This window comes from Lewinellaceae bacterium (assembly GCA_020636135.1).
Classification (GTDB): Bacteria; Bacteroidota; Bacteroidia; order Chitinophagales; family Saprospiraceae; genus JAGQXC01.
The window spans coordinates 3,817,556-3,842,119 of record JACJYK010000001.1; the positions used below are offsets into that span (position 1 = coordinate 3,817,556).

A 24,564-nucleotide genomic window follows, 5' to 3' on the forward strand; every position below is an offset into this window, starting at 1 on the left:
ATCGAAAGCCGTTATCCTCCCGGATGGCGGCTTTTTTTATTGCACCTTACGTCCTTTCCAGGTATACGACCGCCCGAGGATGCTGTAAAAAGCACTGATCAACATAAACAGCGCGTGCATGGGCTGGATCCACAGGCTTTCCATAAACGGAACCGTTCGCCCTATGATACGACCCAGCATCCGCAAAAACCAGGTGTCCCAAAACCACTTTACGGCCAGTACGACGACACCAGCAACCATGAATACCGGTTTCCAGATCAATCCGGCGACCAGGAGTAACCAGGGCATCCATTCCACCAGCAACAAATACACGCCCAGGACCCAAATGCCACTATCCTGCAAAGCACGCAGCTTGGTAGCCCAGCGCTTGCGTTGTGCCAGCAACCCACGCCACGACGAAAGTGCCGGCGTGGATACGAGGGCATCCCGGTTGGCTACAAATCCGCCCCGGAAACCACGTTCTGCCAGCTGCCTGACCATAAACAGATCATCGCCGCTGGCCATGGGCTGCTGATTCCACCCCCCGGCCTGGATGGCGGCCTCTCTGGAAAGCAAAAGTGAAGCACCATTAGCCAGCATCCACCATTGTCTCTCCCATCCAAGCCAGGTGATGGCCATCATCGCGGCCATATCCCAATGTTGCAGGCGTTGAAGCCAGGCATTACCCGTCAGCACGACACCACCGGTCGCAAACTGCCATTTCTGACCAGCAGCGTACGATACCATGAGCCGGATCCATCCCGGGCCAGGTATCGTATCGGCATCGGTGCATAAGATCCATTGGGACTCAGCAGCCGTGAGGCCTGCTTGTAAAGCAGCCTTCTTCCCATCGATTGCTTCCGGTAGATTGATGACCTGGTGGATCAGGTGACCTGACTTTTGTTGCAGGAGTTTCTCTCCACCATCTGTGGAGTGATCATTGATCCACAGGCAAGCTACCTGCCACCCGGACGGAAAATCCTGGTTTTCCAGCGCTTCAACCAATACGGGGATGTGAGCAGCTTCATTGCGAAATGGGATAAGTACTGTGAGGGCAACCTGGCCGGGAGTCTCCGATGGACACCTTTGCCGAAAAGCGGGTATGATACCCATCAGATTTCCGATCAGCCACAGGTAAAGGGCTAGCGCTATCAGGCAAAAAAAGAAAACGAAGGCCAAGCTTGATCAGGATTCATTTTCAAAATAACGATCGTACGGCGAGGACTTTGGTTTCTTTTCCATTTGGGGCAAATCGAATGAATCGTGCTGATCGTCCTCCAGGATCTCATAATCAGCCAACTTCCCTTCCACCGCTTCCCGCTCGGCGCGGGACATCTGATCCACTTTGCGGTCCAGCATGGCCTTGGCAAAAAGAACAAAGGCAACAACCGGAAAGCCTACGACAGTCAGAATAACCGCAATAACCCCGACAATGGGGTTCTGCTTCAACAGGTCCCACAGCATATTGAGGTATCCGACCACCACCTTGTATCGCAGGATCAGTGTCAGGATAAACAGAATAGGTGCCACCCAACTGAGGATGGTAAATATCCCTCTGGCAATAAAAAAGAGTCCGATGACCATGAGAACCATGACAATCATACCGACCCAGAAATTGGAATTGAACTTCATTGTGATCTTTCGTTAAGAAGTGATTCTATTTAGGAGAACCTAAATTGCTTTGCCACAATTCACGATCAAGACCCTAAATTAATGGATTAATCACGGACTTCTAAGCAAAAGGCATCCACATTCCCTGCTTTCTTTTGATACAGAAGCATATTCCTTAAAACACTTTGGTCCGCCACCCGACCAAACCTCCGGTAATTGCCAACCCAGGGCAACACTTACCGGATAATCAAGTTTTCCTAATATTCTTCAAATCAATTTAAACCAATGAAAATGAAAAAGTTATTGTTTTCACCATGGTCTCTATTCACCATGTTACTATTCCTGTTTACTTCCTGTCAGAAAGACGAACTCATACCTACCAGCACTGATGATGCTCCACTGGAAACCCGCAATGGCTATTCCTCAACAAGTACCGGACAGGTATATACCATGTCCAATGATGCTGCCGGTAATGAAGTAATTGTATTCAGTCGCGATGCACGCGGATTTCTGCAGCCCTACCGCACCTACCCTACCGGCGGGAATGGTAATTCAGCAGGTCTTGGATCACAGGGAGCCATCATTGTCCATGGTCATTTCCTGTTTGTAGTTAATGCCGGATCCAATACCATCAGCTCCTTCATCATCAACGGATCCAAACTGCAACTGGTCGGCAATGTGGACTCCCGGGGCACGATGCCCATCAGCGTGACCGCCTATCAGGACATCCTGTATGTCGTCAACGCCGGTGGCGATGGTAACATAGCCGGATTTAACATCAGCCCGCACGGAGAGCTGACCTTCCTGGAAGGCTCTGTCCAGCCATTAAGCTCCGCTGGAGTTGCACCGGGGCAAATCTCGTTCAATCCCTATGGCTCCTATCTAGTCGTTTCAGAAAAGGCGTCGAATATGCTCACCGTCTATCAGGTGAATAGGACAGGAATGGCCTCAGCGCCGGACTCCTATCCTTCCGCCGGCATGACACCTTTTGGATTCGGCTTCACGCAGCAGAACCGGATCATCGTCTCCGAAGCATTTGGTGGCGCTCCCAATGGCAGTGCTATGTCCTCTTATCAGCTGGGTGTTTCCGGCGTCGTAACAACGATAACGGGTCCTGTCTATACCCATCAGACAGCAGCCTGCTGGGTAGCCGTTACCGACAATGGCAAGTACGCCTACACCACTAATTTCGGTTCCAACAACGTAAGCGGTTACCGCATCGATACCGATGGCGCCATCGAGTTGCTTAACGCATCCGGCATCACCGGTTCCACCGGCGCCGGCCCGCTGGACATGGCCATGAGCCGCAATTCCCAATACCTGTATATCCTGAATGCCAGTGATGACAACCTGACCATGTTTAAGGTTAATCATGACGGCAGCCTGACGAATCTGGGTAATATCGGTCATCTGCCCGCATCCGCAGTAGGGTTGGCAGCACGCTAAAGAGAACACACCACCTTCTTTCCAATTTTATCAATTGGTTTGAGACAGGCTAGCTCCAAAAATGGAGCTGGCCTGTTTTAATTTATGAGATGAAAGTAGTTGGTAGCCAGTAGCCAGCCATTCGGACTTGCAGAATTTGTGACTTACTGCCTGACGTCTGTTAATTTATAGCCTACTTATGAATGAATTACAGATTATTGAGCTTACTCCGGAAAATCGAAAACCCGAGTTCATCCCTTCCTAAGCTGACAGACAGAACAGGCCTTTGGTAGGCGGGCCCATTCTCCTGTACAGACAAAATGATAATAGGTTTATTGCAATCATTAAATTATTATTTGTATCATTGAAATGACTTTTGAGGTCATTATCAGGATATGAAAAGTAAGAACATACTAAGTCAATCAGCTGCCGTATTGAACCATTTTAATTCGAAGAGTCAACAGTGTTTTGAGCATATTGAAGTCTTCCAAATTCTCAATTCAAAAGATGAGAATAGTGTGTTAAAGTTATTAAGCAACATGGTAAAAAGAGGGCTTCTGATGAGACTGAAGCAGGGCTTGTACTACATCATACCCTATGAGCAAGAAGCCAGTTCTTTTATGCCTGATTGGCATTTGCTAGCTGAGCACTTAACCAAAGGGACAGATCACTACATCGGATACTACTCCGCAATGCAAATACATAACCTGATTACTCAGCCTTCTTTGAAAGAGCAAATTGTTGTAGCTAAACAACTCAAACCATCAATATTGAAAATTAGAAACGTAAGCTTTCAATTCATTTACCATAATGCCGATCACTTCTTTGGAGCTAAGAAAACCTGGATTAACAGCTTCAACAAAGTCATGTGCTCTGATCTTGAAAAAACGATTATCGACTGTTTATTTAAACCAGACTATGCAGGAGGCATCGTTGAAATAGCACGGGCAATACATACCTCAATAGACAAAATCAAATACGACCAACTGTTTGAATATGTTCAAAGATTCAGATCACAAGCTGTCATTAAGCGATTAGGGTTCCTTCTTGAAACGCTCGAAATAAACTCAGGCATTATCAAACAGCTTCAAAAAATCAAGACGGCATCTTACGTTCTTCTAGATACAGAACTTCCGAAATCTGGTAAAATGATAAGCCGTTGGAGCATCCAGCAAAATCTGGAAACTGAAACCATTAAATCTGCTATCTACACATGATTACACCAGGCGAAATACAGAACAAAGCTCGTATAGTTGGTGTAAGAGATCAGCAGATTGAGAAAGACTACATCCTTTCGTGGATTTTACAAGGTGTTTCTCAACATAAGCAACTTTCCAAAATCATTGTATTTAAAGGCGGTACTGTTCTAAAGAAGGTCTATTTCAAAGACTATCGCTTTTCGGAAGACCTTGATTTCACCTTGTCGGATAATGAGATTTCGAATGATCAAATAATTGGATGGTTTACAGAAGTCTTTGAATACTTGAGCGATGAAGCCAACATCTCACTTAGTATTATTGACAACAACGAATATGAAGATGGAGGTATTAACTTTTACATCAGTTATGTGGGGCCGCTTGGTGGTTTAGGTGCCAATAAAAGGGTCAAAGTCGACATCTCCCGAAGTGAGACGCTGGAATTTGAACCAATCATGCAAAAAGCCTTTGTTGGATACACAGATCAGAAAGACCATGAGCTGCTTTGCTATCCGTTGGAAGAAGTATTGGTAGAAAAAATGAGATCTGTAATGCAGCGCATGCAGGCTCGCGATTTTTACGACATCTGGTACCTTTTGGAAATTCATGGGTTGGTAGTCAATATTTATGTTGCAGAATTTAAAACTAAATGCGAAAGCAAAGGAATTGATCCGACTGAATTTCGCAACAAACTGGAACAGCGACTACCTCAATACAAAGGTCGTTGGCAATCTTCTATGGCAGATCAAATTAAGGATTTACCGGATTTTGGTAAAGTGGAAAGAGAGGTGATGCGACACTTTAATAAAATTGAATTGCAATGACCATCACCTAAATTGAAAATAATCCGCGAAAGTAAATGAACCATTTCAACAATAAATCAATCATTAGTGATCTTGTTTTGGCACCTGGGTTACCAAAATCTTCGATCTCGAGGCTCTTAGGGGCAATTTGAGCTTTTCTAGCCTTTCTGAACCCTCAGCCCCGCACGCGCCCCTGTGCCAGCGTCTGCACCAAAAAGATGCCCAATCCGGTCATGATCGACACATCGGCCAGATTAAAGATGCCGGTCTGGAACAGGCCGAAGTCTATGTGGAGGAAGTCTGTCACCGAACCAAAACGAATGCGGTCATATAGATTGCCGATACCACCACCGAGGATAAAGCCGGTTGCCAACACGGCTAGAAATGGCAGATCGCGGCGGCTGACCAGCCAGCCCAGGCCCCCCAGGAGTACCAGCGTGGGAAAGAGCGTAAGCAGTATAAACCGGTACGGGTCTCCCAATTGATCTCCCATGCTGAGGAAGGCGCCCGAGTTCTCTACCTTGGTCAGTGTCACGTGATTCTGAAATATGGGGATGTATTCCTGGTATTCCACATGATCACGGACCAGATGCTTCGAGACCTGGTCACAACCAATATTGCCCAGGATGATCAACAGGATGATCAGAATATGAATCCGGCGCTCACGTAACATAGATCTGAATTTTTCATTACAACATCCTGCCTGTGTCTGGAATTCCTTCCCTGCACCAATAAAAAAAGGAGGCCGGTGTCAGGACCTCCCTGGGATGTTCACATACACATCTGGCACAACAAAAATAGTCTGAATTCCTAATCCAAAACAGGTATCGTATTAGGTAACGCTGTTCCTTTTATTTGTGGTATGACCTGGCTTGATATTATGATTTTCTTAGGATTATGTTCACCTCCCTAATCTGAAATCACAATCTTCCTTATGAAATCTAACTCAGTGTGTACTCGAGCCCCATCCTATCCAGGTCTGATATGAGTTCATTACTGACATTGATTTTGGTGTCCTTGGATACGAGATCCATAGACTGTTGATTTTGATAATCCAGAATTTTCATTTTCAGCTGATGTTTGCCCTTGTGGCGCTGGCAGATGGCATCCAGTTGTGCAATAAATGCCTCATCTACCAACTGGAGTGGCAACTTGAGGACAATCGAATGCGCCAGTGAGTTGCCCAGGGTATCCAGATGTTTCACCTGGGTGATCTTCATACGAAACTCTTCGGTATCCCGCACACGGAGGTAATCTCCCTGCACGTAAACCGCCTGGCCTGGTTCCAGCCGGGCTTTATAGTCCAGGTAATCATTGCCCATCAACATGATTTCCAACAATCCATTGTAATCCTGTATGGTAAAGATCCCCCATCCGGTGCCGCGCTTACTAATGCGGTGGTCGGCACTGGTCACGAAAGCCGCCAGTTTGACCGTCTGACCTTTAAAATACTCTAGTTTATCCAGTGTACAGGTCGTAAAATTATCGACGACCAGCCGGTAATCATCCAGAGGGTGTCCACTGATAAATATCCCGGTCACCTCCTTTTCTTTGTTCAGTTTTTCCAGCAAACTCCACTCATTAGCCTTGGGAGGCTCGGGGTCCGGCATGCTAAAAACTTCATCATGGCTGAAAAGAGAAGCCTGTGTCATTTCCTGTCCCTGTTGGAAATTGGACCCGAAGCGCAGGATATGCTCCAGGAATGAATCGTATTTATCGCTGGGTGCAAAATATTGTGCCCGGTGTATTCCGGGAAACGAATCAAAGGCACCGCCCAAAACCAAACTTTCAAATGCCTTTTTATTGACAGCCCGCAGATTCAGCCGTTTAACCAGATCGATTACATCCTGGAAAGGACCATTGGCCTTGCGCTCTTCCAGAATTGCTTCTACGGGGCCTTCACCGATGCCCTTGAGGGCGGAAAGACCAAAGCGGATATCTCCTGCTTTGTTGACGATAAAATTGATATCGGATTCGTTGATATCCGGGCTCAATACCTGGATCCCCATGCGTTTGCATTCCCGCAGGAAGAAATTGATCTTGGTGATATCATTTTTGTTATGCGTCAGGACCGATGCCATAAATTCCGCCGGAAAATGCGTCTTAAGCCATGCCGTTTGGTAGGCCAGCACTGAATACGCAGCGGCATGCGAACGATTGAATCCATAGGAGGCAAATTTGGCCATGACCTGGAAGATCTCTCTGGCTTGCTCCTCCGGTACGCCCTTAGCTACTGCTCCTTCGGTAAAAATTTGCTCGTGCATCGCCATTTCCTTGGCCTTCTTCTTACCCATTGCACGTCGCAGCATGTCCGCTTTTCCAAGGCTGTAATCGGCCATGATCTGCGCGGTCTGCATGATCTGCTCCTGGTAAACCATGATGCCATAGGTAGGCTTGAGGATCTCAGCAAGCCATTCGTGGGGATATTCCACCTTCTCACGACCGTGCTTCCGGGAAATGAACGTTGGGATGTAATCCATCGGACCCGGCCGGTAAAGCGCATTCATCGCGATCAGATCCTCGATGGTGGTCGGCTTGAGTTCCTTGAGGTATTTCTGCATGCCGTCCGATTCAAACTGGAAGATGCCGATCATCTCACCCTTTTGAAACAATTCATACGTCTTCGGATCATCCAACGGAATGTCATCCGGGTTGATGCGGGCTTCTTCACCAAACCGGTTGACGATGTTTTCAATCGCATCCTTGATAATAGAAAGCGTCTTTAACCCCAGGAAATCCATCTTGAGCATCCCCGCCGACTCGACGATGCTACCGTCAAACTGGGTTACCAGCAAATCCGATTCCTTCGACGTACAGACCGGAATGTATTTTTTGATGTCATCCGGAGCAATGATGATCCCGGCGGCGTGGATACCGGTATTGCGCACTGATCCTTCCAGCTTCTGTGCCAAACGGATGGTATCGCCTACCAGGCCTTCCTCTGTCTTGAGTTCATTCAGCTTTTTGATGTTGTTGTATTCCACCGCCTGCCAGTCTGACTCCTGCTCTTTAAGCGTTTTCATCAGAATGGTCTTCAGTTTGGTATTTGGTCGCCCGGGAACCAATTTTGCAATAGAGTCCGTCTCTGGCAAGGGCAAAGCCAATACCCTGCCTACATCCCGGATCGAGGACCTGGCAGCCATGGTACCAAAGGTGACGATCTGCGCCACCTGATCCCGGCCGTATTTATTCACCACCCAATCGATGACCTGCTGTCGTCCTTCATCATCAAAGTCTATATCAATATCCGGCATGGATATCCGCTCTGGGTTAAGGAAGCGCTCAAAGAGCAGATTGTATTTGATGGGGTCAATGTTCGTAATGGTCAGGCAATAGGCGACGGCTGAACCGGCCGCCGATCCCCTTCCGGGGCCTACGGACACTCCCATTTCACGTGCGGCACGGATAAAGTCCTGCACGATGAGGAAGTAACCGTCGAAACCCATGTTTTTAATGATATTCAGCTCCAGGTCCAGACGCTCGCGAACCAGTTCACTGATCTCTCCGTAACGGATCCTGGCACCCTCATAGACCAGGTGTCGCAGGTAGCCAGGCTGGTCGGAAAAACCTTTCGGCAACGGGAAGTTGGGAAGGAGAATATCTCTTTCCAGTTGCGGCGCCTCGATCTTGTCAAAGATCTCCATGGTATGATCCAATGCCTGGGGCACATCTTTAAACAGGCGCGACATCTCCTCGCGGGATTTGAAATAGAAGTCGCTGGAAGGAAATTTAAATCGATCTTCCTCATCCATCTTGGCGTTGGTATTGACGCACAGCAGGATGTCGTGTGCCTTCCAGTCGTCTTCTTCGAGGTAGTGTGCATCGTTGGTAGCGATGACCTTGAGGTTGTACTTTTTGGCAAAGCCGAGTAAGACCTGATTGACGTCTTCCTGGCTTACTCCGGTACCATCAATGTCTTCCATGCCACGATGCCGTTGCAGCTCGATGTAGAAGTCTTCGCCCAGCAAGTCTACCCACCAACGCAGCAATTCTTCCGCTTTGTCCAGCTTGCCCTGTACAATGGCCTGAGGTATCTCGGCTCCAATGCAACAACTGGTCGCAATAATTCCTTCGTGGTGTTTGACGATCAGCTCTTTGTCAATGCGCGGGTATTTGCTGTACATTCCTTCGATAAAACCCAGGGAACACAGCTTGGACAGGTTTTCGTAACCGGTCTTGTTCTTGGCCAGCATAAGCTGATGGTAGCGCTCGTCCTTTTCCCCTTTTGACTTTAAAAAAGACTGCTGATGGCGGTCCGGTACCAGATAAAATTCACATCCGACAATTGGTTTGATGTGCCGTTTGTTGGCTTCAGCAACAAATTTAAAAGCTCCAAACATGTTGCCATGATCGGTCAGCGCCACCCCCTTCTGCCCATCTGCATGCGCTTTTTCCATCATCGCGCCGATCTCGGTGGCACCATCGAGGAGTGAAAACTGGGTATGATTGTGCAGGTGTACAAAATCTGGCATAACCGGACGCGGTTTGGGGAGAGCCTGGGGCTCACCGGATGACTATCAAAACAAAATTGCGGAAAGGGAAGGTTCCTTCGACTTTTCGCAGGAAAGATAAGGAAAAAATATATGTGTCCTGAGGTTTGTTGGAGGATCGCTGGTTAATGTTTGCTTGACGCCGTTCGCTATTCACTTTCAGCAAAACGATGCCCTGGAGTCATGACTTCATTTCAGATTATCCGATGAAAGATTTTAGATTTCTGGGCGTGACAGATGGTACCCGGTTGCCCTGAAACCATGATACCCTTATACCCTGATACCTACAACAATCCTCTTTCCTCCAGCGACGCTTGAAGCCGGTCATGATTTTGCCAGAAACGGTCCTTGATATTTTGCATGATGGTCTGAAACTCAGGATGGCTTTTCAACGGCTTAAAAATCGGTTCGCCTTCGATCAACAAAAACCAGTACTGGTAATTGTCGGATTCAGAAAATATCCGCAGCTGTTCAATAGCCGGATCGATCTGGCCCTCATAGGCATATTTGATGGCCATATTAACACTGTGGTAAATCGATTGATCGTTCTCGCAATATTCCGAGAATGCGTGGAACAGATCGGCAGCTTCGGTGGTCAAACCCTTCTTGGCATAAACCAACGCTATTTTGGCATTTTCCTCCTCGTAAATGGCCAGACCATTCCTTTTCCTGGCATCTACAAACCTCCTGAAATAAACATAGGCGCTGTCGTAATCCCCCTCCACATAATACAATTTGGCGATATCCTGCAAAATATCCAGACGGGTGGTATCCTTTTGCCACTCCTTGAGTAATAAACTTCTGGTCCTGTTAAGATCACCATCCCTGGCAAATAAGATAAAAGCCTTCAGATGTGGAGCATAATAATTATCTGAATTGTACTCCAGGGACTTGTTGATGTAATGGTAGGCTTCATCGATGAACCCTGCAGTCATGAGTGCATTGCTCAACTGAAGGTAGAGATAGCTCTGGGTGATAGAATCATTGGAGGCTACATTCAATTGTACACCTTTGAGCGCATACTCCAGGTATTTGTCTGAATCAGGCACCAATCGAAAATAGAAATCTGCAAGCATCTGGACCGCCAGGGATGAGTTCGGATTGTACTCAAGAGCTTTTTCCAGATGCGGCAAAGCAAGCCGGTACTCTTTAATCTGGTTGTAATAAAATGCCTTGGCGATCAGACTCTCAGCCGATTTGGGATCGTACAGTAAAGCCTTGTCCGCATACACGTTGATCTGGTCGGTATACTTCTTGTCAGCCTGGAACATCTCGAGCAGGTAATAGGCCATGGCAACATGTGCATAGGCCAGGGCAAACTCCGGATCGGCATCAATTGCTTTATCAAATAACGCGATGGATTTCAGCAGCCCTTCATTGGTCCTGGAGTAAAATGGATCCAGGGCTTGCAGGTAATAATCATATGCCTCCAGGTTCTCTGTAGGTTTTTTACCAATTTGTTCAAGCTCGGCAGGCGTCACGATCGCTTCAATAGCGCCGGCAATTTTGGTTGCTACTTCATTTTGCAACGCAAAAATATCTCCTATTTTACGATTATACTGCCCGGACCAGAGCTGCCGGTCGCCGGAAACTTCAATCAACTGGATATTGAGCAAAACCTGATCGCCAACTTTCTGCCCGCTACCTTCTATAAAATAATTGACATGTAATTCTTCAGCAATCTCCGGAATGGACATCTCAGTGTTCCGGAATTTTTCCACCGAAGAACGGCTGATCACGCGTAAGTCCTTTATTTTCTGAAGATTGTTAAGCGTCGATTCCATCAGACCATTGACAAAATACAGGTTGGTGGAATCACTACTCTCATTCTTGAAGGGCAAGACGGCGATGGACTTCTCCACAACAATGTTGGATTTATCCGGTGTTGACCAATACCTGCCGTAGCGAAAAAAGGCTGCCACGATTAGCAATGCCAGGGTTGCCAACAGGACCATCCGAACGGGGAATTTTGCAGATGTTTCCCGGCCGGAATGCACTTCCTTTTCAGGCTCCCGTTTACCAACTTCTCCGGGAGGATAACCATACTTCTCCCGGAAACATTTGATGAAATAGGATACACTGCCGAATCCGACTTTGAAGGAAATTTCCGAAACCGTGCCGGATGTTTCTTTCAGCATCTCCATAGCAATCTCCAGCCGGATCTGACGGATGAACTGACTTGCCGACTGATCGGTAGCACACCGGACCTTCCTAAGCAAGGTTGACCGGCTCATATTCAGGGCTTCTGCCAATTCCGATACGCCAAACTTGTCATCAGAAGCATTTTCAACCACGACGGCAGTAACCTGACTTAGAAAATCCTCCTTGTTCGTTGTATCGTCCGACATCGTATTAATCGCCTGATTGAAGTCTGAGTTTTATGCTGTCACCTGGTACAATAAAATCGTTCCGGTACCCGCCACTCCACTGTGTTTTGCGTCATAGTTTACAGGTCTGCGCCATAAGTTTTATGCCAGAATCAAATCTTATGCTTTACGCTGCATTGATTATTGGCACTGCCTTGCGTCCTGCCAGACCTTTGTGAGGAACAAAGTTTAAAAATCAAATTACTAAAAACAAAGATTATGAAAACACTTCAAAACAACGCCCTGAAAGCACTTTTGATCCTTATTACAGTAGCCTTCTTGTTGCCCGCCTGCAGTCAAAGCAATGTCAGCAATCCCCAAAACAGCATCACCGCTCCTGATATGGATATGAATACGGCGGTGTTGTATAACAACCTGGAAGTTATCAGACAGCACATCGAGGCTGGCACCAACATCAATGCGAAAGAGCCCTTCAGTGGTTCCACACCGCTAATCACGGCTGCGACATTCGGCAAGACAGAAATCGCTAAACTGCTGATCGATGCCGGCGCCGATCTCTCCATCACCAATAATGATGGTTCCACACCGCTGCATGCTGCCGCCTTTTTTTGCCGGACAGAAATCGTGCAGATGCTGATCGATGCACATGCTGACCAGACGCTCAGAAATAATTTCGGAGCCACGCCCAGGGAAACCGTCATCGCGGCATTTTCCGAAATCAAACCGGTCTATGAAATGATGCAACAACAGTTGGCGCCCATGGGTCTGCAGTTGGACATGCAGCAACTTGAAAAAGCCCGCCCTGTCATCGCCATGATGTTACAGTAATTCATTTTTAAAAACAACAAATTATGCTAACTGAAAGAAGACATGATATCGACTGGCTGCGTGTTATTGCGATCGGATTGCTGCTCATCTATCACATCGCCATCGTATTCCAGCCGTGGGCAATGTTCATCGGATTTATTCGGAGTAACGAACCACTGAACGGGTTGTGGAAACCCATGTCCATGCTTAATGTCTGGCGTATCCCGCTTCTCTTCTTCGTCTCCGGTATGGGCGTTTATTTTGCCATGAGGAAGCGGAACTGGAAAGAACTGGTCGTGGAACGAAGCCGCCGGATTTTAATCCCTTTCCTTTTTGGAATGGTTGCCATTGTACCTTTGCATTTCCTGATTTTTCAGTCATACTATCATCTTCCTTCGAGTTATTACGCACATCCGGCGCATTTATGGTTCCTGGGAAATATTGCCGCCTATGTTCTAATCCTTTTGCCTCTCTTCTACTACCTGAAGAAAATCGAGGGAAGCCGCTTTAAGCATGGAATAGCCCGTTATATGGGCAATCCTATCGGTCCATTGTCCATTTCGGTTTTCTTCATTCTTGAAATCCTGCTGGTTAAGCCTCAGACCTTTGAGTTGTATGCTCAGACGTGGCATGGGTTTTTCCTGGGAATTCTGGCATTCTTCTTCGGTTTCCTTTTTGTGTACAGTGGCAAGTTTTTCTGGCAAACCATGTTGAAATGGAGATGGCTTTACCTTGGTTTAGCCGCCGCCTTATACATCGTGCGTTTATTGGTATTTGACCTGAAATCACCCGGATACCTTATGTCCATTGAATCCAATGGTTGGATCTTTGCCGTTTTTGGCTTCGGGTACAAATACCTGAACAGGCCCAGCGCTGCTTTGAGTTATCTGAGTCAGGCTGCCTATCCGGTCTACATTATCCACATGTTTGTATTGTATGCCGCAGCCATGTTCATCCTGCCTTTGGAATTACCGGTCATGGTAAAATTCCTTTCGATCATTCTGATCACCTTCGCCGGTTGCTTTATCGTTTATGAATTCATCATCCGGAGGCTAGGCTTATTGAGGCCTTTATTTGGATTGAAATGGAAAAACAAAAATTACGGAGAAGCGGGTATTCGTATAGAAGCTGGAACTTCTTATCCTGGATCAATTCATTAATCATTTTCCTGATATAATTTTGTGCCAATGAATACCAATTTCTGAGGATGAAAACGATATTTCATCAGGCATCCAGCAGAGGCCATGCGAATCACGGCTGGCTGGATACCTATCACACTTTCAGTTTTGCCGATTATTACGATCCCAACCGGATGCATTTCGGTGTCCTGAGAGTGCTCAATGATGATACCGTCAAGGGGGGTATGGGTTTCGGCAGGCACCCGCATAACAATATGGAGATCATCAGCATTCCTCTGAGCGGAGTACTGGCGCATGGTGATAGCATGGGCAATACAGGAATAATCCGCAAGGGTGAAGTGCAGGTTATGAGTGCCGGTACAGGAATATTGCATTCCGAAAAAAATGCCAGCCATACGGAAGAGGTCCAGTTTTTACAGATCTGGATATTCCCGAGGGAACAGAATCTGGAACCGAGATACGACCAGATTTCCCTGGCAGGTCTGGAAAAACCAAATGATTTTCAACAAATCGTATCTCCGGACAAAGAAGATGATGGCGCCTGGATCCATCAGGATGCGTGGTTTTTTATCGCCACAATGGATAGGGAATTATCAAAGACCTATACCCTCAAAAAAGAAGGCAACGGAGTCTATATATTTGTATTGGAAGGTAAAATAATCGTGGGCGATCAAGTACTCGAACGAAGAGATGGTTTGGGATTAACGGATTTAAAATCCTTTGATTTGTCTACACTTACCAAAGCTGAAGTGCTGATTATGGAAGTACCAATGAAATTACCGGGATAAGCCTATGAAAACAGGACGACTTGAGGCATTCAGCGATGGCGTGCTCGCCATTGTGATCACCATTATGGTATTGGAACTTAAAGTACCTGAAGGTTCGGATTTCGCGACCCTTAAGCCGCTCATACCAAAATTTTTATCCTACGTATTAAGCTTCATCTACCTGGGCATTTACTGGAATAATCATCATCATTTATTTCAGGCGATACAGAAAGTAAATGGGCGGGTGTTATGGGCAAATCTTACCTTACTTTTTGCATTATCCATCATACCCTTCACAACGGCCTGGATGGGTGAAAATCATTTTGACAAAAACCCGGTGGCATTGTATGGAATAAACCTTTTATTTTGCGCGATAGCCTTTCTTATCCTCGAAAAATCTGCAATAAAACACGAAGGTGCCGAATCTACCATAGGACAAGCCCTGAAGAATAAATCGAAGGAAATTATTTCAGTTGTAACATATTTGGTCGGTTTGGGTGTCTCCTTTATATATCCAAAGGTCAGCATCATTTGTTACGCTGCAGTTGCCATAATATGGTTGATTCCGGATTCAAGGATCGAAAAGCAATTAAAATAATTAAAGCATTGATGTTGTATTTCCCGATAAATAGACCACCGGTCATTATTGTTCATCAGCCAGCAGTCGAAGAAATATTACTTCGATCCATATTTGAGCCACCTGGTGTCTCCTTTTTGTCCATAACTGCTTGACCGCCTCAGGAATATCCCTATCATTGCAGCATGGGAGCCCGGAAACCATTGTATCCTACCAGCAGGGCAGTAAGACTTCTGGTTTATCTGGTATTTACCGTCTTTGTACGCTTCTACCGGATCCGGAAAGTTATGCCTTTGGAGGTCAGGAATTTAAAGTCTCCATATTTGTTGTTAAGCAATCATGTCGGTCATTGGGACCCTTTTATCATCGGTCATCTGTTGCCCCGGTTTACACATTTTGTTTCCTCGGATGCGGCCTTCAAAACCAGGGTAACCGGATTTTTCCTGCCCAGATTGGGTACCATACCCATCCAAAAAAATGTGCGGGACACCCGGGCTGTACGGGCTATTGCCGGTGTCATCCGTCAGGGTGAAAACGTGGGCTTGTTCCCCGAAGCCGTACGTACCTGGGCTGGCACCACCCTACCCATTGATCCATCCATTGGCAAACTGGTCAAGTTTCTGAATGTGCCGGTGATCGTTTCCGTCAGCCGTGGCATGAACCTGTTTAATCCACGGTGGTCTAAAAAAGTCCGACGGACTCCGGTCGAAATCGAATACCGGCTCCTGTTAGACGGCACCCGGATTGACCAACTGGAACCGGAAGCCATCCATCAGGCCATCGTGGATGCGTTGCAACATGATGAAGTGGATTATCAGCGCAAGCATCGCAACAAAATCCATGACAACCACCGGGCTGAGCACATCAGCCACACCTTGTTTGTGTGTCCTTCGTGCCACGCCATCGACCCATTCATCAGTGAAGGCAATGACTTTCACTGTTCTGGCTGTAACTATGATCTTCACATAAATGAGCTCGGTTTTTTTCAACCCAAAGGGCAAGGTCAAATCCATTTTGACAACATCCGGGACTGGTATGACTGGCAGATCGGTCAGATGGCGGCTTATGTCCGCCGGCATCTGACAAGTCAAAATGAAAATCCACTTTTTGAGGACAAACAGTCTTACATCTATTCCGATGCAACCGGAAAAAGCTTTCAAAGGCTCGGCCAGGGAGACATCCGGTTGTACCTGGACCGTATCGAAATGCATTTGACCGGTCGTGATCAGCCCATCATCTTAAGAATAGAAGAAATTTTAACCATTAATCCCCAGGTCCACGAAAAACTGGAAATCGGTTATACGGGCATCAATTACCGTTGCATCGGTGGAAGACCGGGTGTCTCCGGGCTTAAATGGGAAGTCGCCGTCAATGTCTTGTGGAAGGAGATGGGACAATGGCAAAAGCTGTCACCGTATCTGGAGATAACAGAGCGATAAAAGAAGTAGTACAGGGGACAAAGGCAAAAGAGGGGCATTGGCAAAAGAAGCTAACGACGGAATGTTTATTTGTTAGGTGTTTATTTGTTAGGTGTTTATTTGTTAGGTGTGTATTTGTTAGGTGTTTATGCGTTAGGTTGTTCACGTTGAAGATGCCTTAGTGCTCTCCCTTGCTTAGTATTGACCTCCTTGAACCAGAAGCCTGGATTGTATGACTGTATATTTGTACGGATGGATATCTGGATAGTTGTTTCACATTGAAGATTCCTTGGTGCTCTTCGTGCTCTCCTTTTCTAAGTGTTAATCCCCGGGTATAAGTATTCTAGGTGTTATTGGTGCCTTGGTGGTTAATTCCCTTTGTAAATCAAATTTCACCTCTCCTTCCTAAAATCTAAACCATAATGTATACTCATTTGTATAAATAAACGATATTTGTTGTTTAGAATTAGTCTAAGTACATAAAACTCGAGAATGAGCGACTCCATGCAAACGCTGGAACAGCATACCCAAAGCGACTACAAGTACGGGTTCACCAGCGAAATAGATACCGAAACCTTGCCGAAAGGGCTCAATGAGGAGGTGGTACGCCAGATCTCTGCCAAGAAAAATGAACCGGCATTCCTCACCGAATGGCGTCTGGATGCATTTCGCAAGTGGCAGCAGATGACGGAACCCCACTGGCCCAAAGTCACCTATCCGCCGATCGACTACCAGGACATCATCTACTATGCTGCGCCAAAGAAGAAGCCGGTGCTTAACAGCCTGGACGAAGCGGACCCCGAGCTGGTGCGTACCTTCGAACGACTGGGCATCCCCCTGGAAGAACAAAAGATCCTGGCAGGTGTCGCCGTAGATGCCGTCCTCGATTCGGTATCGGTTAAGACCACCTATAAAGAAAAGCTGGCCGAGCTCGGCATCATATTCAGCTCTTTCAGTGAGGCCGTTCAGGACCACCCGGAGTTGATCAAAAAATACCTGGGGAGCGTAGTATCCAACCAGGACAATTACTTCGCTGCCCTGAATGCCGCCGTATTCAGCGACGGCTCCTTTGTATTCGTTCCCAAAGGCGTCCGTTGCCCGATGGAACTCTCCACCTATTTCCGCATCAATACCGCCAATACCGGACAATTTGAGCGGACCCTGATTGTCGCCGAGGAGGGCAGTTATGTCAGTTACCTGGAAGGGTGTACCGCACCCATGCGTGACGAAAATCAGCTGCACGCCGCAGTGGTCGAATTAATCGCCCTGGACAACGCAGAAATAAAATATTCGACAGTCCAGAACTGGTATCCGGGCGATAAAGAAGGAAAAGGTGGCATCTATAACTTTGTGACCAAACGCGGTCTCTGTGCCGGCGTCCGGTCCAAAATATCCTGGACCCAGGTCGAGACCGGATCATCCATCACCTGGAAGTATCCCAGTTGCATCCTGCGGGGAGACAATTCCATCGGTGAGTTTTATTCGGTGGCGGTGACCAACAATTACCAGCAGGCCGACACCGGGACCAAAATGATCCATATAGGCAAAAACACCCGCAGCACCATCATATCCAAAGGGATATCCGCAGGCCGCAGCAACAACTCGTACCGCGGACTCGTGAAAGTGGGACGCAATGCGGATAATGCCCATAATTTTTCCCAGTGCGACTCGCTCCTCATGGGTGACCGCTGCGGAGCACATACCTTCCCCTACCTGGAGATTGAAAACAACTCGGCCCGGGTGGAACATGAAGCAACCACTTCAAAAATTGGAGAAGATCAGCTCTTCTACCTGCAACAGCGGGGGCTGAGTGAAGAAGACGCCATCAACATGATCGTCAACGGTTACTGTAAAGAGGTATTCAACGAATTGCCCATGGAGTTTGCCGTCGAAGCTCAGAAACTTCTGGCGATCAGTCTGGAAGGAAGCGTAGGATAATAGTTCACAGAATCATATAAGCATTAAATAAACAACATCAAGACCATGCTACATATTAATGACTTAAAGGTATCCATAGAAGATAAAGCGATCCTGAAGGGAATCAATCTGGATATCAAACCGGGGGAGGTACACGCCATCATGGGACCCAATGGAAGTGGCAAAAGTACCCTGGCCAATGTACTGGCCGGGCGGGAAGAATACGAAGTGACCGGTGGAACCGTTGAATTTGAAGGACATGACCTACTGGACATGGAAGTGGACGAACGTGCCCATGCCGGCATATTCCTCGCCTTCCAGTATCCGGTGGAGATCCCTGGTGTAAGCACCATGACTTTTCTGAAGAGCGCCATCAACGCGCAACGTACAGCCCGCGGTGAAGCCGAACTGAGCCCCATGGAAATGCTGAAGTTCCTCCGCGAAAAGACCAAGCTCCTGGGCATGGATGAGTCATTCCTCAAGCGGTCCCTCAATGAAGGATTTTCTGGTGGTGAAAAGAAACGGAATGAGATGCTGCAAATGGCTCTGTTGGAGCCCAAGCTGGCCATCCTGGACGAGACAGACAGCGGACTCGACATCGATGCCCTGAAGATCGTCTCCGATGCGGTCAATCAGCTGCGTTCACCGGATCGTTCTTTCATCATTGTAACCCACTACCAGCGCTTGTTGAATTACATCGTTCCGGATTTTGTACATGTACTCTATCAGGGCCGCATCGTGAAATCAGGCACTAAAGAACTGGCACTCCAACTGGAAGACCAGGGATATGACTGGATCAAAGCCGAAGCTGAAGCTGCATTGGCACAATAACAAATCCGAAAATTGCATCACCATATGTCGACCGTACTGCAAGACAAACAATCTACAACCAAAGAGTGGCTGGAAGAACGATTCCTTGAAACAACAGCAGGTAGCGCCCCCGGCCATCCTTTCGCGCAGTTCCGCCGCGCAGCTTTTGAGCAATTACAAGCCATGGCTTTTCCTACCCGCCGTGATGAAGACTGGAAATACACCAGTGTCAATCGGATACTGATTACACCGTTCAAATACGGCACCCTGGTTCCCATATCCACCGCGGAACTGGCAGGAAGTCAGATTCCCGGATTGGAAACCATACGAGTGGTCTTTGTCAATGGAATCTGGGACCCGTCTCTCTCGGACTTGAACCATCTTCCTGACTCCTGTACCCTGGAGCCGGTCCGACAGGCTATGGAAGACCAAACTAAAAAGGAATGGATCGAGATACAATCCGGATATACGGGCGGCACCGCACAGAATGCCTTCCTGCCGATGAACCTGGCGTTGGGAAATCATGGTATTTATCTCCACATCCCAAAAAACGAGGCTGTAGAACGGCCGATCCATTTTATTTACTTCAACACACCGGATGACCAGCCCCATTTCAGTCATCCCCAGATCTTTCTGCACGCCGAACGCAGCAGTGCAGTGACCATCATCGAAGATCACCGCGCCCTCGCCGGTGCCGGCACTTCCCTGACCAATGCCGGTGTTTGGGTCGATGTGGAAGCCAATGCAAATGTGCATCACTACCGGTTGCAACAGCACAATCCGGAGTCTTATCAGATCCACAATACCCTGGTGCACCAGGACCGCGACAGCGTGTACAATTCGTATGTCGTAGACCTCGGAGGACGCATTATCCGCAACAATCTGAGCACCGAGTTGGACGAAAGCAACACGGAAACCCATTATTATGGGGTGTATCTCGCAGATGGCGAACAACAAATGGATAACCAGACCTTCATCGATCATGCGATGCCTCATTGTCAATCCAATGAGTTGTACAAAGGGATCCTTTCGGACCGGGCCCGCGGCGTATTTAATGGCAAGGTGCTCGTAAGGCAGGACGCCCAGAAAACAAATGCCTTCCAGCAAAACAGCAGCTTGGTACTCTCTGCCGGTGCTGTTATGGACGCCAAGCCCCAATTGGAAATTTATGCAGACGATGTACGCTGCAGTCATGGTGCCACCATCGGCCACCTGGATGAAAGCGCTGTATTTTATCTCCGCAGCAGGGGTATTCCGGAGCCTCAGGCACGATTGTTACTCCAGCAGGCATTTGTCGGAGAGGTAATACACAACATGCATCTGGAATCTATGGTTGAATACGTCGATGAGCTCATCGCTACCAAACTGAATGCTTTGACCCCGGTCGAACAATAATAATTCAAATCCTATGGAAACCACCTCCAAGCCTGTCCATTTTGACGTTGAAAGCATTCGCCATCAGTTTCCCCTGCTTCAGGAGACCATGCATGGCAAGCCGCTGGTCTTCCTGGATAGTGCTGCCTCCAGTCAGAAGCCGGAAGTGGTATTGGAGAAGATCGATCACTATTACCGTCATCAGCATGCCAACGTCCACCGGGGCGTATACCGGTTGAGCCAGGAGGCGACCGATGCCTATGAGCATGGACGGCGGGTAGCACGGCAATTTCTGAATGCCTCCCTCGAAGAAGAGATCATTTTCGTCCGGGGGACTACCGAAGCCATCAACCTGGTTGCTGATACCTATGGCCGCCAACACCTCAAACCAGGTGATGAAGTGATCGTCTCCGGGCTGGAACACCATTCGAATATCGTGCCCTGGCAACTGGCCTGCACCCATTACGGCGCCAAACTGAAGGTTATCCCCGTTCTGGACAATGGTGCCCTGGATATGGAAGCTTTTCGGCAGCTGCTCGGGGACCGCACCAGAATGGTCGCGGTAGCGCATGTTTCCAATTCGCTGGGAACCATCAATCCCATCCGTGAGATCATTCACCTGGCCCATGAACGAAACATACCCGTATTGGTTGACGGTGCTCAGGCGGCGCCCCATCTAACCATTGACGTGCAGGCTCTGGATGCAGACTTTTATGCATTTTCCGGTCATAAAGTATACGGACCAACGGGTATTGGCATCCTCTACGGAAAGAAAAAATGGCTTCAGCAACTGCCTCCTTATCAGGGTGGTGGTGAAATGATCGCCCAGGTTACCTTTGGGCATACCACTTTCGCTGACCTACCTCATAAATTTGAAGCGGGCACGCCGGATATAGCCGGCGCGGTGGGACTCGGTGCAGCTCTGGAGTTCGTGATGCAAACCGGAAGGGAAGCCATCGCCAGCCATGAATCTGCACTGCTTGCCTACGCTACCGAACGCTTGTTAGCCATCCCGGGGCTGCGCATTTATGGGACGGCGCCGGAAAAAGCCAGTGTCATTTCATTCCTGCTGGAAAACGTCCACCCTTACGACACCGGTACGATCCTGGACCAGCTAGGCATCGCCGTACGGACGGGGCATCACTGTACCCAACCCCTGATGGATCGATTTGGCATCCCGGGAACAGTACGGGCCTCCTTTGGAGTTTACAACACCCCTGAAGACATCGACCGCCTGGTGGCCGGCGTCCGGAAAGCAGCCTCCATGCTGCAATAAATGGATAAGTCATGAGCATTGATCAAATTCAAGACGGGATCATCGCCGATTTTGCCTTTTTCTCCGACTGGATGGAGAAATATGAATACATTATCGAGCTGGGTAAAAACCTCCCGGTCATCGATGATCGATATAAAGACGAGGAACATCTGATCAAAGGGTGTCAGTCCCGGGTATGGCTCCACGCTGAGCTGAACGGGAATGTGGTTCGCTTTTCCGCGGACAGTGATGCGATCATCACCCGCGGCATCATTGCATTGCTTATCCAGGTCCTGTCCAATCAGTCTCCGGAGGCAATTGCCAACGCCGACCTCTACTTCATTGAAAAGATAGGCTTGAAGGAACACCTTTCTCCTACCCGGGCCAACGGGCTGCTGAGTATGGTAAAACAGATGAAATTGTATGGTCTGGCATTGACCACAAAGGTGAATGAGTAATGGACAAGGATCAAATACACGAACAAATCATAGCTGCCCTGAAAACGGTACATGACCCGGAGATTCCGGTGGACATCTACGAGCTCGGCCTCATCTACAACGTCGATATTGACGATTCGGGCAAAGTAGCCCTGGAGATGACCCTGACCACGCCGATGTGTCCGGTAGCCGAGTCACTCCCCCTACAGGTACAGGAAAAAGTATTGGAAGTACCCGGTGTTACGGATGTAGACCTCAGGGTCGTCTTTGATCCGCCCTGGGATAAAAGCCGGATGAGCGAAGAAGCTCGTCTGGTCCTGGACATGATTTAACGATCGCATATGAGAATCAACAAACAGGATGAATATGGCTTACGCATTCTGCTCCGCATCGCCCGTGCCGATGAGGTCCAGGGATTGACCATCGTCCAACTGAGTGCTCTGGAGAACATGTCCAAACCCTATGCGGGAAAAATTACCAGGATTTTACGGATTGCCGGATACATCCGCAGCACGCGGGGCCAAAAAGGTGGCTATGTGCTGGCCCGTCCTGCAGACACCATGTTGATCAAAGACGCCCTAATCGCTATGGGGAGTGATCTGTTTGCACCAGAATATTGTCAGGAGCACCGTCGAGGCGACATCAAACTTTGCACGCGGTCGGTTGACTGCTCGATGCGATCACTCTGGAAGATTTTACAAATATCCCTGGATGATGTACTTGACCGGCTCACCCTGGCAGACCTGATCGGGTCCGAAGAAGAAGGTGAAAGTCCGCTTAACCGGATCTTTGCACACCTTGTGGCCTGATTTCCGGTAAGTTTATTTATGGATTGTGTCCTTTTTGAAGGCAGGGTCATTTTCCGGCACTTCGTAGATCTTTTGTTTTTTGCCAAAAACAGATACGTTGACATACCGCTTTGGATTCAGGCGAAAGTCCTGCAACATCAAATCCAGGTTGCGCAAGGTCCGTTGCATTTCTACATAGACCTGGTCATCTTTAGCCAGCAACCCCAGGCTTCCTTCGCCCTTATTGATACCCTGCAGCAATCCATTTGCCGACGCCATGGTCGCCTGGGTAGTCGCTATCATCAGACGCAGGGAATCCAGGGTCAACCCAAGATTACCGGAAAGGCTTTGGATACTGGTACCGATGTCAGCAGACTGAATTTGTTGTGAAATGGTATCCAGGCGGCCCAGCATAGCACCGATGTGAGCATTGTTATCTTTGATATTTCCGGTGATGGAAGCCAGATTGGCAAAGGATGCCTGTAACGATTTTGACGAATTGGCCAGGATGACATTCAGGGAGTTCGTGATTTGATGCAGGTTTGCCATGGAAGCGGTGATGTCTTTCATAGTCTTGGCCAATGGATCATCGCCTCCTTCCAATGCAGAATTCTTCAGGGTATCCACAATGGCGCCGATTCCCATTTTCAACCGCTGCATGTATTCGGACAGATCATCCGGACTGAGGAGTGATTTGACCATCCCATAGGTCTCTCCTTGCAGATAATCGCCACTTTTGGCGCAGCATTCGCCGCCAAACTCCAGCACGATCACCCGTGTACCCAACGGACTCGGGGCCATCAGGCGTGCGATGGTACCCTTTGGCACCGGAATGTCTTTCCGCATATCGATGGTCACGATCACTGTATCCAGGTTATTGGGGTCAATATCCAGGGCTTGTACTGTTCCCACCTGAAATCCGTTTACCTGCACCGGATTAGACTCCCGCAGGCCATCGACATAGTGGTATTTGATGTAAAATACATTGGTACGCTGGAGGACATTCTTACCTAAAAGGAACTTATACCCCCAGATACTGAGTGCAATAGCTATGATGGCTAAGGCCCCAATACGTATCTCTTTCGAAAATTTCATGCGTATGATTAAAATCTAACGATCGTGTGCGGATCGGAAAGGCGAAGTTATGAAATAAATCAGGTAAAAATTCCAATGCATACCGCCATACCGACCAAGTCACGGATCCTTTAGACCATCTGCAACAATTATTCCTTTTTTATCTCTAATTACTTAGGAACAACATTTCCCGGGTTGTGATTCAGCCGAATACAGGACCATTCCTGCTTCGAGCAAAGGTATCACCTGCTCCATTTCATCACTATATGTTACAAATGCAGTTTATACCCATTAAATACAAATTCAATATGCGCGCTTCACCAGACCTGACTTTACTACCCTGTACATCAAACTACTTCGGAACATTGCC

Annotated in this window: 21 protein-coding genes; 15 read left to right on the top strand and 6 right to left on the bottom strand. The window is 47.9% G+C overall.

The window, feature by feature from the left end; genetic code table 11:
- Positions 1–36 precede the first annotated feature (36 nt).
- Both H6570_14785 and H6570_14790 read right to left on the bottom strand, forming a co-directional pair.
- Positions 37–1,158 (bottom strand): glycosyltransferase, encoded by a 1,122-nt coding sequence (locus tag H6570_14785; protein MCB9320545.1) that lies wholly within the window; start codon positions 1,156–1,158, stop codon positions 37–39.
- A gap of 6 nt (positions 1,159–1,164) precedes the next feature.
- Positions 1,165–1,611 carry a hypothetical protein gene (locus H6570_14790; GenBank protein ID MCB9320546.1) on the bottom strand — a complete coding sequence of 149 codons (447 nt, stop codon included), beginning with the start codon at positions 1,609–1,611 and terminating at the stop codon, positions 1,165–1,167.
- Positions 1,612–1,881: 270 nt separating this feature from the next.
- Here H6570_14790 and H6570_14795 point away from each other — a divergent pair, with 270 nt between their 5' ends.
- The 3 genes from H6570_14795 to H6570_14805 all read left to right on the top strand — a co-directional run bounded on the left by H6570_14795 (position 1,882) and on the right by H6570_14805 (position 5,035).
- A complete protein-coding gene (locus tag H6570_14795; GenBank protein MCB9320547.1) occupies positions 1,882–3,036 on the top strand; it encodes a beta-propeller fold lactonase family protein in 1,155 nt (384 codons plus the stop codon).
- Positions 3,037–3,410: 374 nt separating this feature from the next.
- A complete protein-coding gene (locus H6570_14800) occupies positions 3,411–4,232 on the top strand; it encodes a transcriptional regulator (GenBank protein ID MCB9320548.1) in 822 nt (273 codons plus the stop codon).
- Complete coding sequence (locus H6570_14805; protein MCB9320549.1) at positions 4,229–5,035, top strand: nucleotidyl transferase AbiEii/AbiGii toxin family protein; 807 nt, start codon at positions 4,229–4,231, stop codon at positions 5,033–5,035. Before H6570_14800 ends, H6570_14805 begins: the two co-directional genes overlap by 4 nt.
- Before the next feature lie 154 nt (positions 5,036–5,189).
- On the opposite strand, the gene lspA is transcribed toward H6570_14805, so the two are convergent.
- The 3 genes from lspA to H6570_14820 form a co-directional block, all read right to left on the bottom strand.
- Complete coding sequence (gene lspA / locus H6570_14810) at positions 5,190–5,687, bottom strand: signal peptidase II (protein ID MCB9320550.1); 498 nt, start codon at positions 5,685–5,687, stop codon at positions 5,190–5,192.
- A gap of 268 nt (positions 5,688–5,955) precedes the next feature.
- Entirely contained in the window at positions 5,956–9,486 is a 3,531-nt protein-coding gene (gene dnaE / locus H6570_14815) for a DNA polymerase III subunit alpha (GenBank protein MCB9320551.1), read from the bottom strand.
- A gap of 302 nt (positions 9,487–9,788) precedes the next feature.
- Positions 9,789–11,852 (bottom strand): helix-turn-helix domain-containing protein, encoded by a 2,064-nt coding sequence (locus H6570_14820; protein ID MCB9320552.1) that lies wholly within the window; start codon positions 11,850–11,852, stop codon positions 9,789–9,791.
- 237 nt (positions 11,853–12,089) lie between these two features.
- Here H6570_14820 and H6570_14825 point away from each other — a divergent pair, with 237 nt between their 5' ends.
- From H6570_14825 to H6570_14880, 12 genes are all read left to right on the top strand, one after another.
- Positions 12,090–12,659: an ankyrin repeat domain-containing protein gene (locus H6570_14825; protein MCB9320553.1), complete on the top strand. Its 570-nt coding sequence runs from the start codon at positions 12,090–12,092 to the stop codon at positions 12,657–12,659.
- A gap of 23 nt (positions 12,660–12,682) precedes the next feature.
- A complete protein-coding gene (locus tag H6570_14830) occupies positions 12,683–13,798 on the top strand; it encodes an acyltransferase family protein (GenBank protein MCB9320554.1) in 1,116 nt (371 codons plus the stop codon).
- A 47-nt stretch (positions 13,799–13,845) separates the two neighbouring features.
- Entirely contained in the window at positions 13,846–14,565 is a 720-nt protein-coding gene (locus H6570_14835) for a pirin family protein (GenBank protein ID MCB9320555.1), read from the top strand.
- Positions 14,566–14,569: 4 nt separating this feature from the next.
- Positions 14,570–15,142, top strand: a complete 573-nt coding sequence (locus tag H6570_14840; protein ID MCB9320556.1) for a DUF1211 domain-containing protein — start codon at positions 14,570–14,572, stop codon at positions 15,140–15,142.
- Between the two features lie 164 nt (positions 15,143–15,306).
- Complete coding sequence (locus tag H6570_14845) at positions 15,307–16,560, top strand: 1-acyl-sn-glycerol-3-phosphate acyltransferase (GenBank protein ID MCB9320557.1); 1,254 nt, start codon at positions 15,307–15,309, stop codon at positions 16,558–16,560.
- A 471-nt stretch (positions 16,561–17,031) separates the two neighbouring features.
- A complete protein-coding gene (gene sufB / locus H6570_14850; protein ID MCB9320558.1) occupies positions 17,032–18,477 on the top strand; it encodes a Fe-S cluster assembly protein SufB in 1,446 nt (481 codons plus the stop codon).
- Positions 18,478–18,522: 45 nt separating this feature from the next.
- Positions 18,523–19,287, top strand: a complete 765-nt coding sequence (sufC, locus tag H6570_14855; GenBank protein MCB9320559.1) for a Fe-S cluster assembly ATPase SufC — start codon at positions 18,523–18,525, stop codon at positions 19,285–19,287.
- Between the two features lie 24 nt (positions 19,288–19,311).
- Positions 19,312–20,661, top strand: a complete 1,350-nt coding sequence (gene sufD, locus H6570_14860) for a Fe-S cluster assembly protein SufD (protein MCB9320560.1) — start codon at positions 19,312–19,314, stop codon at positions 20,659–20,661.
- Positions 20,662–20,674: 13 nt separating this feature from the next.
- The gene (locus H6570_14865; protein MCB9320561.1) at positions 20,675–21,916 is read left to right on the top strand and encodes a cysteine desulfurase; all 1,242 of its coding nucleotides are present in this window, start codon (positions 20,675–20,677) and stop codon (positions 21,914–21,916) included.
- A gap of 11 nt (positions 21,917–21,927) precedes the next feature.
- On the top strand, positions 21,928–22,353 hold the full coding sequence (locus H6570_14870; GenBank protein MCB9320562.1) for a SufE family protein: 426 nt from the start codon (positions 21,928–21,930) through the stop codon (positions 22,351–22,353).
- Positions 22,353–22,664 carry an SUF system Fe-S cluster assembly protein gene (locus tag H6570_14875; protein MCB9320563.1) on the top strand — a complete coding sequence of 104 codons (312 nt, stop codon included), beginning with the start codon at positions 22,353–22,355 and terminating at the stop codon, positions 22,662–22,664. Before H6570_14870 ends, H6570_14875 begins: the two co-directional genes overlap by 1 nt.
- Before the next feature lie 9 nt (positions 22,665–22,673).
- Positions 22,674–23,141 carry an Rrf2 family transcriptional regulator gene (locus H6570_14880; GenBank protein MCB9320564.1) on the top strand — a complete coding sequence of 156 codons (468 nt, stop codon included), beginning with the start codon at positions 22,674–22,676 and terminating at the stop codon, positions 23,139–23,141.
- Between the two features lie 12 nt (positions 23,142–23,153).
- Here the strand turns inward: H6570_14880 and H6570_14885 are convergent, their stop codons facing one another.
- Complete coding sequence (locus tag H6570_14885) at positions 23,154–24,215, bottom strand: MCE family protein (GenBank protein ID MCB9320565.1); 1,062 nt, start codon at positions 24,213–24,215, stop codon at positions 23,154–23,156.
- Positions 24,216–24,564 lie beyond the last annotated feature (349 nt).

Coding starts and splice junctions, on each gene's coding strand:
- H6570_14845 (MCB9320557.1), top strand. CDS start 15,307: ATGGGAGCCCGGAAACCATTGTATCCTACCAGCAGGGCAGTAAGACTT.
- H6570_14870 (MCB9320562.1), top strand. CDS start 21,928: ATGAGCATTGATCAAATTCAAGACGGGATCATCGCCGATTTTGCCTTT.
- sufD (MCB9320560.1), top strand. CDS start 19,312: ATGTCGACCGTACTGCAAGACAAACAATCTACAACCAAAGAGTGGCTG.
- H6570_14830 (MCB9320554.1), top strand. CDS start 12,683: ATGCTAACTGAAAGAAGACATGATATCGACTGGCTGCGTGTTATTGCG.
- sufB (MCB9320558.1), top strand. CDS start 17,032: ATGAGCGACTCCATGCAAACGCTGGAACAGCATACCCAAAGCGACTAC.
- H6570_14820 (MCB9320552.1), bottom strand. CDS start 11,852: ATGTCGGACGATACAACGAACAAGGAGGATTTTCTAAGTCAGGTTACT.
- H6570_14865 (MCB9320561.1), top strand. CDS start 20,675: ATGGAAACCACCTCCAAGCCTGTCCATTTTGACGTTGAAAGCATTCGC.
- H6570_14790 (MCB9320546.1), bottom strand. CDS start 1,611: ATGAAGTTCAATTCCAATTTCTGGGTCGGTATGATTGTCATGGTTCTC.
- dnaE (MCB9320551.1), bottom strand. CDS start 9,486: ATGCCAGATTTTGTACACCTGCACAATCATACCCAGTTTTCACTCCTC.
- H6570_14885 (MCB9320565.1), bottom strand. CDS start 24,215: ATGAAATTTTCGAAAGAGATACGTATTGGGGCCTTAGCCATCATAGCT.
- H6570_14800 (MCB9320548.1), top strand. CDS start 3,411: ATGAAAAGTAAGAACATACTAAGTCAATCAGCTGCCGTATTGAACCAT.
- H6570_14875 (MCB9320563.1), top strand. CDS start 22,353: ATGGACAAGGATCAAATACACGAACAAATCATAGCTGCCCTGAAAACG.
- H6570_14835 (MCB9320555.1), top strand. CDS start 13,846: ATGAAAACGATATTTCATCAGGCATCCAGCAGAGGCCATGCGAATCAC.
- H6570_14805 (MCB9320549.1), top strand. CDS start 4,229: ATGATTACACCAGGCGAAATACAGAACAAAGCTCGTATAGTTGGTGTA.
- lspA (MCB9320550.1), bottom strand. CDS start 5,687: ATGTTACGTGAGCGCCGGATTCATATTCTGATCATCCTGTTGATCATC.
- H6570_14880 (MCB9320564.1), top strand. CDS start 22,674: ATGAGAATCAACAAACAGGATGAATATGGCTTACGCATTCTGCTCCGC.
- H6570_14840 (MCB9320556.1), top strand. CDS start 14,570: ATGAAAACAGGACGACTTGAGGCATTCAGCGATGGCGTGCTCGCCATT.
- H6570_14825 (MCB9320553.1), top strand. CDS start 12,090: ATGAAAACACTTCAAAACAACGCCCTGAAAGCACTTTTGATCCTTATT.
- H6570_14795 (MCB9320547.1), top strand. CDS start 1,882: ATGAAAAAGTTATTGTTTTCACCATGGTCTCTATTCACCATGTTACTA.
- sufC (MCB9320559.1), top strand. CDS start 18,523: ATGCTACATATTAATGACTTAAAGGTATCCATAGAAGATAAAGCGATC.